Annotated in this window: 15 protein-coding genes and 1 pseudogene; 7 read left to right on the top strand and 9 right to left on the bottom strand. The window is 42.3% G+C overall.

Going from position 1 to position 15,742, the window contains the following annotated elements; all coding sequences use genetic code 11:
• Window positions 1–199: 199 nt before the first annotated feature.
• Together cax and Q0541_RS14040 are read left to right on the top strand one after the other, a co-directional pair.
• Window positions 200–1,333: a calcium/proton exchanger gene (cax, locus tag Q0541_RS14045; RefSeq protein ID WP_298911339.1), complete on the top strand. Its 1,134-nt coding sequence runs from the start codon at window positions 200–202 to the stop codon at window positions 1,331–1,333.
• 221 nt (window positions 1,334–1,554) lie between these two features.
• Window positions 1,555–2,715: a serine/threonine-protein kinase gene (locus Q0541_RS14040; RefSeq protein ID WP_298911272.1), complete on the top strand. Its 1,161-nt coding sequence runs from the start codon at window positions 1,555–1,557 to the stop codon at window positions 2,713–2,715.
• Between the two features lie 306 nt (window positions 2,716–3,021).
• Here the strand turns inward: Q0541_RS14040 and gndA are convergent.
• Window positions 3,022–4,443 (bottom strand): annotated as a pseudogene (gene gndA / locus Q0541_RS14035) (NADP-dependent phosphogluconate dehydrogenase); the annotation flags it as partial.
• A 215-nt stretch (window positions 4,444–4,658) separates the two neighbouring features.
• On the opposite strand from gndA, the gene Q0541_RS14030 reads away from it, so the two are divergent.
• Window positions 4,659–5,396: a Ycf66 family protein gene (locus Q0541_RS14030; RefSeq protein WP_298911270.1), complete on the top strand. Its 738-nt coding sequence runs from the start codon at window positions 4,659–4,661 to the stop codon at window positions 5,394–5,396.
• A 53-nt stretch (window positions 5,397–5,449) separates the two neighbouring features.
• Here the strand turns inward: Q0541_RS14030 and Q0541_RS14025 are convergent, their stop codons facing one another.
• The 5 genes from Q0541_RS14025 to Q0541_RS14005 all read right to left on the bottom strand — a co-directional run bounded on the left by Q0541_RS14025 (window position 5,450) and on the right by Q0541_RS14005 (window position 10,621).
• Window positions 5,450–5,869, bottom strand: coding sequence for a hypothetical protein (locus tag Q0541_RS14025; protein ID WP_298911268.1), 420 nt, complete (start codon window positions 5,867–5,869; stop codon window positions 5,450–5,452).
• Complete coding sequence (locus Q0541_RS14020; protein ID WP_298911267.1) at window positions 5,862–6,080, bottom strand: hypothetical protein; 219 nt, start codon at window positions 6,078–6,080, stop codon at window positions 5,862–5,864. The genes Q0541_RS14025 and Q0541_RS14020 overlap by 8 nt, the downstream gene beginning before the upstream one ends.
• 355 nt (window positions 6,081–6,435) lie before the next feature.
• Complete coding sequence (locus Q0541_RS14015; RefSeq protein ID WP_366941878.1) at window positions 6,436–6,858, bottom strand: tetratricopeptide repeat protein; 423 nt, start codon at window positions 6,856–6,858, stop codon at window positions 6,436–6,438.
• Between the two features lie 15 nt (window positions 6,859–6,873).
• On the bottom strand, window positions 6,874–9,177 hold the full coding sequence (locus Q0541_RS14010; protein WP_298911266.1) for a tetratricopeptide repeat protein: 2,304 nt from the start codon (window positions 9,175–9,177) through the stop codon (window positions 6,874–6,876).
• 220 nt (window positions 9,178–9,397) lie between these two features.
• A complete protein-coding gene (locus Q0541_RS14005) occupies window positions 9,398–10,621 on the bottom strand; it encodes a glycoside hydrolase family 10 protein (RefSeq protein ID WP_298911264.1) in 1,224 nt (407 codons plus the stop codon).
• 459 nt (window positions 10,622–11,080) lie between these two features.
• Here Q0541_RS14005 and bchI point away from each other — a divergent pair, with 459 nt between their 5' ends.
• The 3 genes from bchI to Q0541_RS34445 all read left to right on the top strand — a co-directional run bounded on the left by bchI (window position 11,081) and on the right by Q0541_RS34445 (window position 12,929).
• Window positions 11,081–12,205 carry a magnesium chelatase ATPase subunit I gene (gene bchI / locus Q0541_RS14000; protein ID WP_298911262.1) on the top strand — a complete coding sequence of 375 codons (1,125 nt, stop codon included), beginning with the start codon at window positions 11,081–11,083 and terminating at the stop codon, window positions 12,203–12,205.
• A 151-nt stretch (window positions 12,206–12,356) separates the two neighbouring features.
• Window positions 12,357–12,650, top strand: coding sequence for a hypothetical protein (locus Q0541_RS13995; RefSeq protein ID WP_298911260.1), 294 nt, complete (start codon window positions 12,357–12,359; stop codon window positions 12,648–12,650).
• 75 nt (window positions 12,651–12,725) lie between these two features.
• Window positions 12,726–12,929: a hypothetical protein gene (locus tag Q0541_RS34445; protein WP_366941877.1), complete on the top strand. Its 204-nt coding sequence runs from the start codon at window positions 12,726–12,728 to the stop codon at window positions 12,927–12,929.
• Here the strand turns inward: Q0541_RS34445 and Q0541_RS13990 are convergent.
• Entirely contained in the window at window positions 12,909–13,577 is a 669-nt protein-coding gene (locus tag Q0541_RS13990; RefSeq protein WP_298911258.1) for an HAD family hydrolase, read from the bottom strand. The two genes, Q0541_RS34445 and Q0541_RS13990, sit on opposite strands and share 21 nt — an antisense overlap.
• 662 nt (window positions 13,578–14,239) lie before the next feature.
• On the opposite strand from Q0541_RS13990, the gene Q0541_RS13985 reads away from it, so the two are divergent.
• Entirely contained in the window at window positions 14,240–14,482 is a 243-nt protein-coding gene (locus tag Q0541_RS13985; protein ID WP_366941872.1) for a ferredoxin-thioredoxin reductase variable chain, read from the top strand.
• A gap of 5 nt (window positions 14,483–14,487) precedes the next feature.
• On the opposite strand, the gene Q0541_RS13980 is transcribed toward Q0541_RS13985, so the two are convergent.
• Both Q0541_RS13980 and Q0541_RS13975 read right to left on the bottom strand, forming a co-directional pair.
• On the bottom strand, window positions 14,488–14,709 hold the full coding sequence (locus tag Q0541_RS13980) for a hypothetical protein (protein WP_094329446.1): 222 nt from the start codon (window positions 14,707–14,709) through the stop codon (window positions 14,488–14,490).
• Between the two features lie 113 nt (window positions 14,710–14,822).
• On the bottom strand, window positions 14,823–15,614 hold the full coding sequence (locus tag Q0541_RS13975; protein ID WP_298911251.1) for a YdcF family protein: 792 nt from the start codon (window positions 15,612–15,614) through the stop codon (window positions 14,823–14,825).
• Between the last annotated feature and the right edge of the window lie 128 nt (window positions 15,615–15,742).

The following is a 15,742-nucleotide window of genomic DNA, read 5'->3' as shown; positions in this document are numbered from 1 at the left end:
GGCTCAAATTCATACTTTTGCAACAAAAGATGACAAAAACTCCTTAAATCGCAATTTTATTTTACATACACAGCAGTGAACTGAAAACAGTACAATTTCTGAATTGCTCTACAGACGGTTGAGAGTATCCTATGAGAGTGCTGAATTGAAAGTTATTTTTTATTCAACACTCCAAATTTTAAACTTAGGATTGCTGGCTGTGGATGATACCCTCAACTCAAGACAACAAATGTCAACAAAAAACATTATTCTTCTGGTTTTATTGCTGTTTATCCCGGTTTCCCTAGCAGCCCACTTTCTGGAGTGGGGAGAATTGATAGTTTTCATTACAGCTGGATTAGCAATTCTGCCCTTAGCAGCTTGGATGGGTACAGCTACAGAAGAAATTGCTGTCGTAGTGGGGCCATCATTGGGGGGCTTGTTAAACGCCACCTTTGGCAATGCTACAGAATTAATCATCGCCCTAATCGCGCTGAACGCTGGGTTAATAGATGTAGTCAAAGCCAGTATCACGGGATCAATTATTAGCAACTTACTACTGGTGATGGGTTTTTCCATGCTTTTGGGAGGACTGCGCTACAAAGAACAGACATTTCAGCCAATTGTGGCGCGGGTGAATGCTGCTTCAATGAATTTGGCGGTAATTGCCATTTTGATGCCAACGGCGATGAATTACACTTCTCAAGGAATTAACCAACAAACACTGCAAAATCTTTCTATTGCTGTTGCTGTGGTGTTAATCCTGGTTTATGCCCTAACGCTGCTATTTTCAATGAAAACCCACTCCTATCTATATGATGTGGGTTTAGCGGAGGCAGAAGCAGAAGCAGAGGAAATATCAATATCTCATGCTAAACCAAATATGGCATTATGGGTTGGCGTGCTGCTAGTGTGTACCTTGCTAGTGGCAATTGAGTCAGAAATGCTAGTGGATTCTCTGGAGGTGGCTACATCTCAGCTAGGTTTGACGGCGCTGTTCACAGGGGTAATTTTGGTTCCCATCGTTGGTAACGCGGCCGAACACGCTACAGCAGTCACAGTGGCGATGAAAGATAAGATGGATCTTTCCCTTTCGGTAGCTGTGGGATCAAGTATGCAGATTGCCCTATTTGTCGCGCCTGTATTAGTTATAGCAGGGCGGATATTGGGTAAACCAATGGATTTGGATTTCAAACCCTTTGAATTAGTAGCTGTGGTTGTGTCAGTGTTGATTGCAAACACTATTAGTTCCGATGGTAGATCTAATTGGCTGGAAGGCACTTTATTATTAGCTGCCTATACAGTGTTGGGATTCGCCTTCTACTTCCATCCAGTTATGGAAGGTATGGGGTAGTTAGCTAGCAGTGCGCCTACGCTCTTGATTATGAGTAATGACCGAGCCAATTTTAGATTTTAGATTCTTTTGGCTCATGCCAGACTAACATCCCGCTACGCGCTTTCACTCCTTCTGGATGACACAAATCCAAAATCCAAAATTTAAAATCCAAAATCTGTTGATTACACCCTTTTGCCAGGGACAGGAGAAAATAAAGACATATAAGAGCGATCGCCTGTATGAGCTACTGCCTTAACCCCCATTGTCCCAAGCCGGAAAATCCTGCTAATGTGAAGTTTTGCCGGACTTGCGGTTCTAAGCTACTCCTCAAAGAACGTTACCGTGCTATCAAACCAATCGGACAAGGTGGTTTTGGCAAAACCTTCTTAGCTGTGGATGAGGATAAACCCTCAAAACCACGCTGCGTGATTAAGCAATTTTATCCCCAAGCCCAAGGCACTAACACTCTTGCAAAAGCTGTAGAGTTATTTAACCAAGAAGCGGTGCAGTTAGATGAATTGGGCAAACATCCCCAAATTCCCGAACTACTAGCATATTTTACCCAACAAGATCGGCAGTATCTTGTCCAAGAATTTATCGACGGGCAAAACTTAGCCCAGGAATTGGCACATAGAGGTGCTTTCAATGAAATACAAATCCGGCAACTATTAAATGATTTATTGTCAGTTTTGCAATTTTGTCATGCCAGACACGTAATTCACCGCGATATTAAGCCAGAAAATATTATCCGCGAAAGCGATGCCTACGGCAAGGGCGAAGCCCAACGCAAACTAGTATTAGTAGATTTTGGTGCTGCTAAATCGGCCACTGGCACTGCCTTAAATCAAACTGGTACTAGTATTGGTAGTCCAGAATATGTTGCACCTGAACAAATGAGAGGTAGGGCTGTTTTCGCCAGTGATATTTACAGTTTGGGTGCTACTTGTATTAATTTATTAACTAAGCGATCGCCCTTCGATTCCTATGATACCAACAACGATACTTGGGTATGGCAGCAATACTTGCAAACTCCCGTCAATAATCAGTTGAGTCGCATTCTCAACAAGATGCTAGAAAGTATTCCAGTGCGGCGTTACCAAACAGTAGATGAAGTTTTCAAAGACTTAAATCACCAGCCGCAAGCAGCAGCCACGCCAGCGATAGCGGCAAAACCTATCGCTCAATCACCACAAAATTCTCCACCCGCTTTTGTATCAAAATCTCCTAGTCAAATTGATCAGGAATTAGAGGAAATGAAAACCCAATTTTTGGGTGGCAACAAACCTCAAACAAATAAAATACAGCCACCAAACCCTACATCTCAGCCTCATAGTAAAAGCAAAATAGATGAAGAATTAGAAGAATTAAAAGCCAAATATCTTGGTAATAACAACTCTTAATATTAAGGTAGGGGGGAGAACATAAGCTGTTACACATTTAAGAAAGCACATTTAGGCAGCAGAGGGGCAGAGGAACAGGGGAGAAAGATTGTGCCTTTTCTCTAAAATGAAAAATATACAAGTTAAATATGCATTAGCTTAACAATGAATAATTAACAGTGATAATTGACAAAAAAAAGTGACTCTCAAAGAGCCACTTTCAAATTTACAATCTAAAACTCTCTAAATTTTTGGAGAAGTTGTAGGTGTTGTAGGTGTAGTTGGTTCTGTAGCTTGCAGCTCTCTTGGTGTGGAAGTTTGCACTGATGCTTCAGAAATCGGTGTCCATTCGGTGTGGAAGGCTCCAGGCTTATCAAGTCGCTCGTAGGTGTGCGCCCCGAAGTAGTCGCGTTGGGCTTGAGTGAGGTTTTGGGGCAAGCGATCGCGTCGATAACTGTCAAAATAATCTAATGATGCACTGAATGCTGGCACTGGAATTCCCAGTTTTGCTGCTGTTGCCAACACTTCGCGCCAAGCTGTTTGTCTGTCGAGAATTGTCTGCCTGAATTCCGGAGCCAATAACAGGTTAGGTGGCGCTGGATTTTCGCTAAATGCGTTCTTAATCTTATTCAAAAATCCAGCGCGAATAATACAGCCACCCTTCCAAATCCGCGCCAGTTCACCTAAATGCAAGTTAAAATTGTAGGTTTTTGAAGCTGTAGCCAACAATGCCATGCCCTGAGCGTAAGAACAGATTTTCGAGCAATACAGGGCATCTCGCACCATATTGATAAAGGCTTTGGTATCTCCCTCATACTTGCCAGAAGGACCTGTGAGTATCTTGGATGCTGCTACCCGCTCTTTTTTGAAAGAAGACATTATCCGGGCGTTCACCGCTGCAATCATTGTTGGTACAGCAACTCCCAAATCCATTGCAGTTTGCACTGTCCAGCGTCCAGTTCCCTTTTGCCCTGCGGCATCAACAATCAAATCGACTAAGGGTAGATTTGTTTCTGAGTCAATGTAGGGGAAAATCTTCGCTGTAATTTCAATCAAAAACGAATTGAGTTCGTCGGTGGTGTTCCATTCGGTAAAAACTTCGTGTAGCTGATTATGGTCTAGTCCAGCAACATTTTTCAGCAAGTCGTATGCTTCTGCAATTAACTGCATATCGCCATACTCGATACCGTTGTGTACCATTTTGACGTAGTGACCGGCACCACCAGGACCGCAATAGGTTACGCAAGGGCCATCATCAACTTGGGCAGCAATTTTATTAAAAATTGGTGAGAGATACTCGTAGGAGCTTTCTGTACCTCCAGGCATCAGTGAGGGGCCATTTAGCGCACCTTCTTCACCACCACTAACACCCATACCGATAAACCGAAGTCCAGCGGGTTCTAATTCCTGAGTGCGTCGTTCTGTATCTTCAAACCAAGAGTTGCCACCGTCGATAATGATATCGCCTTCGTCTAACAAGGGTTTGAGTTGAGAAATTACTGCATCTACTGGCTTACCAGCTTGCACCATCACTAGGATTTTACGAGGACGTTCCAATGCAGCCACAAATTCTTCCAGGGTAAAGGCGGCTTTAACGTTCCGTCCTGGGGCACGCTCTGCCATGAATTTGTCGGTTTTATCACGCGAGCGGTTGTATACTGCGATTGGGAAGCCATTGCGCTCCACGTTTAGAGCGATGTTCTCACCCATAACGGCTAATCCAATCACACCAAAGCTTTGTAGTGTCATAAAAAATTTCTGGCTAACTCTTGCAGATCCTTTTACTTTAAGCGTAGTCCGAGATTTTCCGTTCTCTCCTAAAGAAGACCTTAAGAGTTGAATAAACGACAAAAATCCACAACTAACACGGATAATTAATTTTAAATTGTATCTAAATCAACAATTAACTTGCAAAATTTGCAAAATTGAAATAGTCAAAGGACGTAGTAAGGAGTACCCAAATAATGCTGGCATATGTCCTAGCTTTAGTGGTCGGTCTTGGTAGTTTAGCCATTTACATAGCAGCTTTCTTTTTCCCAGAAATCCACCGCAAGAATGACTTTATCTGGAGTGGTGTAGGACTATTCTATGCCTTAGTCTTATGGGTGTTTGCACCACGCATTACTGGGGGTTTGTTGCTGGGTCATGTGGCTAGTGTGGCTCTTTTGGTCTGGTTTGGCTGGCAAACTCTATCATTACGTCGGCAATTGACTCCGCAGGCACAACAAACCCAAGTACCCAGTCCTGAGACGGTGAAAACTGGTATTCAGGAACAGGTAAATAATTTGTCCCTTCAGCAACGGCTGGGCCAGTTGCAAAAAGGTCTTGGTAGCACCTTCAGTGGCGTGAAAGATAAGGTGCAACAGACTGTGAGTAAAAAGCCATCCACAACCCCCAAACCTGAAGATATTACCTCTGTACTGACAGAGAAACCTGCTGTTGAGATTATCGACAAAACTATTTCTATACCAGAACAACCAGCAGAGAAGACAGTTACTACCGACACCGAAGCAAAAACCAAGAGTATACCGGAAGCGATTCCACCACATCCCCCATCTCCTGAATTGGTGGAAGCAGCGCAGGCAAATGTTGAAATTGAGGAAAAACAACCGATTTCCGTAGAAGAAATTGCGCCAGACGCGGTACTCGCTCCCCCAGCGGAAATACCACCGGAAGCAATACCACCGAATCAAGCTAGTTGAATGCTGTGAAACCCAACGTTGACCTAATATGATGTTGGGTTTCACTATTTCCATCAGACTATTTTAGGGCTGATTTCAAATGCTAATTCAGAACGATAGAAGCACACATCAAACGCTAAAAAGAAATTCATGTGTCCTAAAATCAATGGGGCGTTTCTATCTCTTGTCCAAGCAAAAGCTAGCTCTACTGTCGGAAATTGCTCAACATTTGCCATCAACACCAATGCTCTCGCCTCAAACCTAGCCAAATTACCACCCAATCGAACTGAGAGCCTTTGACGCTCCCAAACTGCTCCCAGCTTTAATCCGATTTCGTAGGGCAATACGTTGACACTAGAACCAGTATCTAGTAAGCCTGATACACTTACACAACGATTCTGATAAGTTAGAATTAGCGGTAGATAAGGCAGCCTACTTAATGCACCGAGTTCTGGATTTACCTCAGTAAATGCAAATCTAACTTTATCAACCATGTGTTGCCGCTTGTTCTTCTGCTAGTGCCTTTGCTAAAACAGCAGCAGCTTCAAAAGAATTATATAAGCCTTGACTAACTACTTTGTCTTGAGCATCCAATGAAACTAAACTTGATTCCTTCAACAATTCGGCTGCCAGGAAATGTATTAGCAAGAGTTTATCAGTATGGGATAATTCTTTAAGCAGTGGTATGAGTTCGGTAAGAAGCATAAATTAAAGCTTTAATAAATTTAGGTTACATAAATTTTAGAGCATAGTTTTAGGAGAAAAGCCGCCAGCTACAGTTTTTAGTGCTTTGCTGTTAGTCATAGCAAGGCTTAGAAGATGTCTGAAAACGGTAGGTTATATCATGTCCGGGTAATTAGTTACGATAAAAAATTTCCATAGTTCTTATATTTGAACATCTCAGCCTCAATTTTATCGTAAGTGTTCAGGCGGACATGATATTACGGCCCAAAATTTGGTGAATCTGCCAACACTATGTTACCTTGTACGCCTAACGCATACTAAAAATTGGATCTTTTTTTAATTATAAATACCTCACTCGTAAATGTAAGCTGCTCATTTAACTTTGCAGCAATGCCTGAAATCTTACATTGTCCCGAATGCTATCAAAATCAGGGTTAAATTTTGCTTCCCTACGACATCGACGAGGATTGAGATTAATTGCTTGTTGTAGGTTTTCAATGGCTAAATAAACATCATTTTGTAAGGCGAAATAGCAAGCTTTGCCGTAATAACTACTCTCATCATTAGCTTGTAGTTCTAAAGCTTTCTCACAACTAGCCAGTGAATCTTGGTAACGCCCTGCACGAGCTAATACAATCCCTTGGTTGGCCCACCAAAGCGGATATTCTGGTTGAAGTTTCACAGCTTTATTGAGGTTAGCTAATGCTTCATCATAACACCCCAAGAAACTTAATATCAAACCCTTGTTGTTTAAAATCTCAGGAGCATTGGGTTGAATATTTAAGAACTTATTACAGATAGTAATTCCCTCTTTCTAAGAATGTAAGAACATCAGTGTTACAACTATGTTTTTCAATACATTCAGGTCATCATCTTTAATTGCTAAAGCTTTATAGAAACTAGCAAGTGCTTCTTGATAATGCTCTAATTCTGCCAGTACCGAGCCTCGATTGTTCCAGGCATCGCAATAGTCATCTTTAATTTGCAAGGCTTTATCGTAGCTAGTGAGTGCCTCTTCATGACGACCTAATTTTACCAAGACATTGCCCTGGCAGTAATAAATTATGGGATTGTCATCTTGAATTATTAAGGCTCTGCTGTAACTCACGACCGCTTCTTGATAATTATCTAGATTATCCTGTTGATCACCTAAATTTAAAAATAGACTACTGCTGAATTCAGGATAACTAGGATAACTATCATTTGCAATTTTTTCAGCCTGCTCTGCTGCCCTCTGTAGCAAATCAACTTGCTGATTTGGTTGACTACGTATGGATTTGGACAACAGTCCTGTATATTTACCCAGTCCATCTTCCAAAAAGTCAACTTGACTAAAACAAGGTCGTAATGCTGCCTCTATTTCTTCTTTAGAGGGGCCAATCACATTCTCGTAGTTAATTTTTTCATATTTAGCTGGATTTTCTGGTAACATCATCCAACTAAAGATAAAGCCCAATTTTATGCTTTTCAGAAACTTCTCAGTTGAATCAGGCAAGAGACTATAATTCTCTACTGCTGCTTCTGCGACAACTGCGGCGAAAGGAATCATTACTACTTCAAGTTGTTTAAGATAGCGAGAAGCAAAGAAATGGGAAATAAATTGACGCTGACCCTCATTTCTTCTCGCAAAGAGAGCATGATAGAGAAATTCAGCAGTGTATTGACGCCAATCAGAGTTATCGTATTTTTCTGGTTCAGGGCTATCTGGAGCAACTTCTTGGTTAGCTCGTTTCTCAAAATATGTGGCTAGCAGTTCATGGGTTTCACGAAATCGCGTCTTGTCCTCCTGACAAAATGACAGACGAAAAATATCACGAGCTACATCATCCAGCCGATAGTGACCTTGAACAAACTCAACAAAATCGCACTTTGTTAGCCAATCAAAACAGTCGATAGTTGCATGAACACCAGTTTCAAAGTCTATTCCTTGTTTTTGCATTAAATATTGAACCAGCGACCGATCAAACCAACGACAACAAGCCGCCAATTGCACTATCTGTTTTTGCTTTGTACTCAGTCCTTGCGTTAGCAGGTCAATAATTGCTTGGTTGCCACGAGAAAAGTCAATTTCTCTACCTGCTTCCTTCTCCCCTCTAATCCAGTTGAGATAGTAGGGTAAGCCTCTAGTAGCTTTATATATTTTCTGAATATCTCCAGATTTAGTAATGCCAATATGCTGAAGATATTCCTTAGTTTGTTCTTTGTTGAATTCATCTAGTCGTTGTTCATAGATTAAATCCCGATCCTGTTGCAACTTCCGCCAACTTTCTTTTTCTAGTAAAGAACGTCGTCCTGCTACCAAAATACGTACACCATAAGACTTAAGGGGCGTATCTTCTAACAAATACTGCCACAGCCAAGTGTCAATATCTGACGATGCCTTTTCATAAGTATCTAGAACCAGTACAATCGAGCGCTTGTGTCTTTGAGTTTTCTGGATCAACCCTTGAGCAAATGCATGAGTCAACTTGGGTATTGGTTCCAGCATCAACTCCTGAAGCTCTTTGTCATTCTTCGTAGCTGGATGCTCTTGCAGCAGTTCTTGGATACGCTCTTTCGTCGGTTTGAGTGCCTGTGATGCATCTGATAACATTCCCCCAGCCTTGACCGTAGCATCCAAACCTAAACTTAATGCTGTTCCGTGATCTCCGAAGTAGCCTGCACCTGTGGCTAGTAGTGTGGCTGTTCCTAATTCAAACCAATCTTTAACTGTATTCTGTTGCTGTGTATCAACTGATTTACCTTCTACAGGTTCAGTTTTCAGCTTGTAAACAGTTTCCTGATACTGCTCATAAAGTGATATAAAAGGGTCGGGTTTAGGTAATAAATTCCTTTGCCAGAGTCCGGTAGGTTTTGGCAATAGCTCATAAAGCTTTTCCATTAGCTTCAGTGGCGTTTCAATACCTGGTGTCAGCCCAAAGGACACCTGTGCAAAGTCAGCTTGCAATTCGTGCGTCTGTTTTACTTGTTTGAGGACGGTAGTTTTACCAACTCCTCCAAACCCATAAACCTGAGACAGCAGTGGGTTAGACTCTGGAAATTCCAGTGCTTTGGCAAACTTAGCTAGAAAGTCATGAGCCTGTTTGCGAGAGATGTAGTAAGGTATTGGAGTTGTCATCTGGCAATGGAAATACTTGGTCAGATGTATAGATTTTAGCGGCTCCAACTTGAATTCAACATCTCAAATTGCCTATTTGAAGGAATTATAGAAAAATTAGATTGAACCATTGTAATTTTTAATACTAAATCTGAGCCTTTCAGGACAACAGGTGATCGCACTACCATTAGGCGTAAAAACCTTAATTTCTAGTACAGTAACCTCATCTGAAAGAGAAAAATTATTCAACTCTGGCGCGGAGTGCAGGAGATGGAAAAAGACTTTCAAATCCAGCTTGTCGCTCGTTTAAGGGTTCTAAGGCATCGTTCCAAAGACTTTCATAATAAAAGAAGGTTACGCCTAAACCGCGTTCTTGGGCAGCCCGCACCTGAGACTTAATTTGCTGCATGGGAACTGGATTATTTCGTAACCCTGTCATAATGCCAATTCCAGTTGGAATTATTTGTTGCGCTTCTTGAATTTCTGCACGGGAAATATTTGCCACAAAACTTTGCAGATTTGGACGATAAATTTGCACAATTAACTCGTCCACAATATTTTGCCGTATCCAACTCAGCCAATCTTGCAGATGAAACTTGTAAGCCAAATCATAGTAATTGGGAGCAACGGAGAAAATCGCCTGGGGTTTTTTCTGCTTCACAGCTTGGTTAAGTTGTACCATGAACGCCGTAATTTTATCTGCCCGCCACTGTACCCATACCGCATCTTGGGCATCGGTTGGGGGAGGATTATTGGTTTCTTGGGTGTACAAGGCAACTGTATATTGATCGTAGCCAAATTCGGAGGGCAAACTCATATGATCGTCAAACTGAATACCATCGGCATCATATTGGGTAATAGTTTCCAGCACGAGATTGGTGATGAACTGTTGCACTTGTGGATAGAACGGATTGAGCCACATCACCTCACCAGCTGCACTGATGGAAGTTTGGCTACCATCCCGCTTTTGTGTGAACCAATCTGGGTAATTCAGTGCCAGTTCTGAGGTTGAGGGAGCCATGAAACCAAATTCAAACCAGGGAATTACTAGCAATCCTTTGTGATGGGCTTGGGTAATCAGGTCTGCCAGAATATCATGCCCATCTGAACCTTTGTAGACAAAAGGTTGAATACCTGCACGTTGTGCTAAGGCACTGGGATACATTACATAGCCAGAATTCCACACTACAGGATAGATTGTGTTGAGGTTCATCTGTTGTAGTTGACTCACCGCATCCTGCACTTTATCGCGACTCTTGAGGGTGTCAAAATCATTGGTGGTCATCCAAACCCCGCGAATTTCCTGACGCGGTAACTGTGCGATCGCAGGGGTAAAGTTGTCTACCAGCAATACCGTAACAAAGGATATTAAAATGAGAATCGGAAAAAGATACTTGAGCAATATCTGACGACAAGCTGCTGTGCATTTACGCCGCCAACTTTGAACAAGAAAAGGTAATTTCATAGATTTGAATGATGCATTAGCTACCTACACACTCCATTGCTCGCTTTGATGATTGAATCTACTAACCATTCAGATAGTCTACAAGTATTTATGCTTACTGCGGGATTGATGAGTTGGTAGTTGTTCATTCCCTGCTTATGGAACTTTTGCACCAGAAAAACTAAAGCAGACCTAGCAAAGTTATAAGATGTTTGACGCAGCTAGTAGTCATTAGTGCCCAATGTCTATTGGGCATTGGGGATTTGTTATACTTCATCTTCCTGAACTCCCACGCTGCACGAAGCTAAAGCTACATCTCCCTCAGCCTTTTTCTTCTCTACCAGACGCTCTTGCTAGCAAGATCCCCGTAAGGGTACAATTTTGAATTTTGAATGAGTGAATTTTGAATTGATTTCTCCCACGCCCTACCTGTGTCACAATAAAGAACTGTAATAAGAAAAATATTGTTAAGGTAATTTAGTGAGTCCAACTGCTCAATCCACGGCAAGTGCGCGTCGCGTAGTATTTCCTTTTACGGCAATTGTGGGCCAGGAAGAAATGAAACTGGCGCTGCTATTGAACGTGATTGATCCCAAAATTGGTGGTGTAATGATCATGGGCGATCGCGGCACCGGTAAATCCACAACTATCCGGGCGCTGGCGGATCTGCTGCCAGAAATCTCCGTGGTTGCCAATGACCCCTTCAGTAGTGATCCTAGCGACCCCGACTTGATGAGCGATGAAGTCCGCCAACTGTTAGAACAAGGGGGCCAAATTCCTGTAGCTCAGAAAAAAGTCCAAATGGTAGACCTGCCGTTAGGAGCTACAGAAGACCGAGTTTGCGGCACAATCGACATTGAGAAAGCTTTATCTGAAGGTGTCAAAGCCTTTGAACCAGGACTGCTGGCAAAAGCTAACCGAGGCATTCTCTATGTAGATGAAGTCAACTTACTAGATGACCACCTCGTAGATGTGCTACTGGACTCCGCTGCCAGTGGATGGAACACTGTAGAACGGGAAGGTATTTCTATCCGTCACCCAGCGCGTTTCGTTCTTGTGGGTTCTGGAAACCCTGAAGAAGGCGAACTGCGCCCTCAACTGCTTGATCGCTTCGGGATGCACGCAGAAATTCACACAGTCAAAGAACCAGTCTTGCGGGTGCAAATCGTGGAACAACGGGCGGATTTTGACCAAAATCCTCCAGTATTTCTCGAAAAGTACAAACCCGAACAAGAAGCATTGCAAGAGCAAATTGTCAATGCTCAACAGCTTTTGTCAGAGGTGAAAATTGACTATGATCTGCGGGTAAAAATTTCTGAAGTCTGCTCCGAACTGGATGTAGATGGTTTGCGGGGTGACATTGTTAGTAACCGCGCCGCCAAAGCTTTAACAGCATATGAAGGACGTACTGAAGTTACAGTTGATGATATCCACCGCGTAATTACCTTATGTTTGCGTCACAGACTGCGGAAAGACCCCTTAGAATCGATTGATTCTGGTTACAAAGTCGCTAAAGCTTTTAGCCGCGTCTTTGGCGTCGAACTACCAGAAAGTGATACTGCACAAAAAAACGGCACAGGTCAAAAGTTAGGGGCTAGGGGTTAGGAGGCAATTAATTTTGGATTTTGGATTTTGGATTTTGGATTTTGGATTGAAGGAAAAATCGAAAATTTAAAATCCAAAATTGGCAGAGTCTAACTCCTAACTCAGCACGGGCTAAACCATAGCTATCCGCTAACAACATTCAACACTGACTATGAGATTTTGGTCTTTTTGGTTCAATAGCTTCGTTCTATCTAGTCAATACAATCCGCCCAGGTTTGTAGAATTATTGATGCTCTTATTAGCGATCGCTATGCTAGCAATAGCCACTATTTTACCCGACAGACCCTATTTAATCTTAGGCTTGAGCTTAGTAGTTGGGGCATCTATTTCTATCTTAGTGCGGGAAGCGATCGCCCCCTCACCCCAGACGCGAATTACCCAACTAACAGCATCGCTATTGCTTATCATCAGCCTCTATCAATTCGGGGAATTGTTTTACCAATAGTAATAAATGCAACTACGGTTATTTATGGGATCTTCTGTTGATATGTTATGGCGATCGCACCACACATAACTTTACATCATATCCCACGGTCATAGCAACTCAGTAAATGCAGTAACCCTCACCCCCGATGGCAAGCGGGTGATTTCTGCTTCAGATGACAACACACTCAAAGTCTGGAATCTGGAAACTAGGGAAGAAATTGCCATATTTTCAGCAGAGGCTCCATTTCTTTGCTGCGCTGTTGCAGCAAATGGGGAATCACTTCCACAATTTCAATAAAATCGGCAATTGATACATATCCTCAAAGACTAGCTTTGCTCCTGCGGCAATCAAAGCATCGTGATGCGAAGAATTGCCTTGATTACTTCGTGGAGTATAACCAAATACCTGCATTCGGGCGGCAGATGCTGCTTGCACCCCCGTTACCGAGTCCTCGATTACCAAACAATTTTCTGGAGTCTTACCCATTTGGCTAGCCGCATACAGATACACATCAGGAAAGGGCTTAGGGCGTTCAACATGATGAGAGCTATATAGCTTGCCATCAAATTGATGCAACAATCCCGTTAATTGTAAAACGAATTGAATATGCCGAGGACTGCTGTTCGATGCTACACATCTTGGCAGTGTAATCTGTTCTAAAACGGCAGCAATTCCCTCAATTGCTTGGAGTTCTTGTTGCAATGCAGCGATTTCTCGTTTCTTACAGCGTTCAAGCAATTTAGCAGGAACTGGTCTTCCGTAGGTTTTCTTAATAATCTCCAAACAAGTTGCCAATGACTTCCCCATAAATTGTTGGGTGACTTCTTCGTAGGTGATTGTCAATCCACCTTCAGTTAATGTTTCGGCAAAAATACGATTCACTATCGGTTCACTATTTACCAACACACCATCGCAATCAAAAATGATCAATTCCAAATTTGTCATAGCTTAACGAACAGTTACTTTTTTCAGTAATCCTAATCTAGACACTTAATTGATTCTTTAACTCAAAACCGCAACTAAGGGACTTCCACTGCAAATATTACCCCACGATTTCTTCAAAATCAGCAGATAATTTCTATCTTTGGAGGTATTGTCAAATTCTCCACAATTTTAACTTGTTACCAATGTTCCCTACTAGCGTTGGGGAGTAAGATTCAAAGCCTTTCTCCTTTTAGGAGAGAGGAATGGAAGTGAGGTCAGAGTGCATTCGATAATAACAGCGCGTCTGCTATGCACAAAAATTGGTGAGACAGTTGACCTGGGGAACATCCTAGAGTGAAGATAAAAGGGTTAGATATCTTGTCAAAGTACTAAGCACATCTGATGTCGCCTGATTTCCTTTCATTTCCCTATTTTTTGGGTAAAGACGGAGGGTAAGGGCGATACATAATTAACGCGGCAAAAAACTTAAAAAAGTACGCACGGACTGCTAGGATGTGCGGCAGTCGCTACAGCGCTGAACTCACCGCAATGCGCTGCCTTGCCTGGACGCAGAGGGTTAAACGCGCCGTATTACCCCGATGAAGCGTCAAGAAATAGCTGATTAAATCGAATTTTAAGCGATTTAATCATATATTTTGTAGCAGATACTTGTGGAAAAGCAAATGCTAGGTGTAAATGTTGTTATGAAAGTTGGCGATCGCGTCCGTGTTAAAGAATCGGTAGTAGTGTATCATCATCCTGAACATCGGAGTCAGGCTTTTGACATCAAAGGCACAGAAGGTGATGTCGTAGGTATTGCCACCGAGTGGCGAGGCAGACCGATAAGCGCTAATCTGCCGATTGTAGTCCAGTTTAGTAAAAAGTTTAAAGCCCATTTACGTGAAAATGAGTTAGAAATCATCTAAATCACTTATCGCCGGCGAAACCACTGGAAAATATTCAGTTCGCCGCGCATTCTTTTAAGCTCTTGTCGGTGCTGTTCTGCTGTTGTATAATACCATTCACAATAACGCTGAAACTCTGACCGTGACCGAACTTCGTGGTAGAACTGGTGGGTTGTTTGGTAAGCAGCAAAAGCTTCCTCAACTTGGGGTTGAGGGGATGGCATAATATAAGGTAAATTTTTAGACATAATATTAATTGAGTTAGGAGTTTGAGGTTAGGAGTTTGGAGTTTGGAGTTTGGAATTCAGGCAATTACTACATTTCATAATTAATAACTCATAACTTATAACTCACAACTTTATTAAAGCCAACCGCGTAAGCGATAAACTAAAGAACCAATGTACTCTTTTAAAGCACTGGTAAATTCGTGCAAGTTGTCGGTATCAGGTAATAAATTTAGTATAGCGGCTTTGGGAGTGCTGCCGAGTTCTTGGAGTTCACCTTCACTCACAAGAAAGTCAGTGGGTGCAGGAATGGCATTGATTCCTTGATGCTGGAAAATCTGAAGCGATCGCGGCATATGCATTGCCGAAGTTACCAATAATACTTGGCGAATGCCACGAGATGACAAAATTTTTTGGACATTCACTGCATTTTGATAAGTATTCAAAGAATCAGGTTCTTGGACAATCGCCTCAGATGGAATACCAATGGATGTGAGTATTGTTGCCATATCTGCCGACTCTGGTGAACCACTTCCACGCCAATCAATGCGACCCCCGCTCAGAATGATTGTAGGCGCTTTTTTTTGGCGATATAGTTGTGCAGCATAAATCATGCGGTCGCCTGATTCACTCAAATCGACGGTAGGTCTTGGGAAAAAAGCTGATTTGGTTGCGCCACCCAAAACCACAATTGCTTCTGCAACTGGCATTTGGGCGGGTGGGAGATTTTGCCATTCTAGCGATCGCACTAAAGATTTAGCAATCCAAGCATTACTACAAAATAGCAATAAAGTTAGGGCAAAGGAAATTGCGATCGCCGCAGTAAACGGTCGTTTCCACAACGTGACTAATGCTACTATCAAGCTCACGCAGGCTAGTCCTAGTGGATAAAAGAATAGTGGCAGTAATTTGGAAAGATATAAAAACATATTAGGGCATGGGGCATAAGCTGAGGAATAGGGGCTAAGAAAGAAGCAGGGGGGCAAGAATTTTAGATTTTAGATTTTGGATTAAAGAATTGAAATTTAATCCAAAAGACGCTCTCTACGAGACGCTC

Source organism: uncultured Nostoc sp. (assembly GCF_937863485.1).
Classification (GTDB): domain Bacteria; phylum Cyanobacteriota; class Cyanobacteriia; order Cyanobacteriales; family Nostocaceae; genus Nostoc.
The sequence above is the reverse complement of the archived record's forward strand: the minus strand, read 5'-3'. Positions and strand labels throughout refer to the sequence as shown.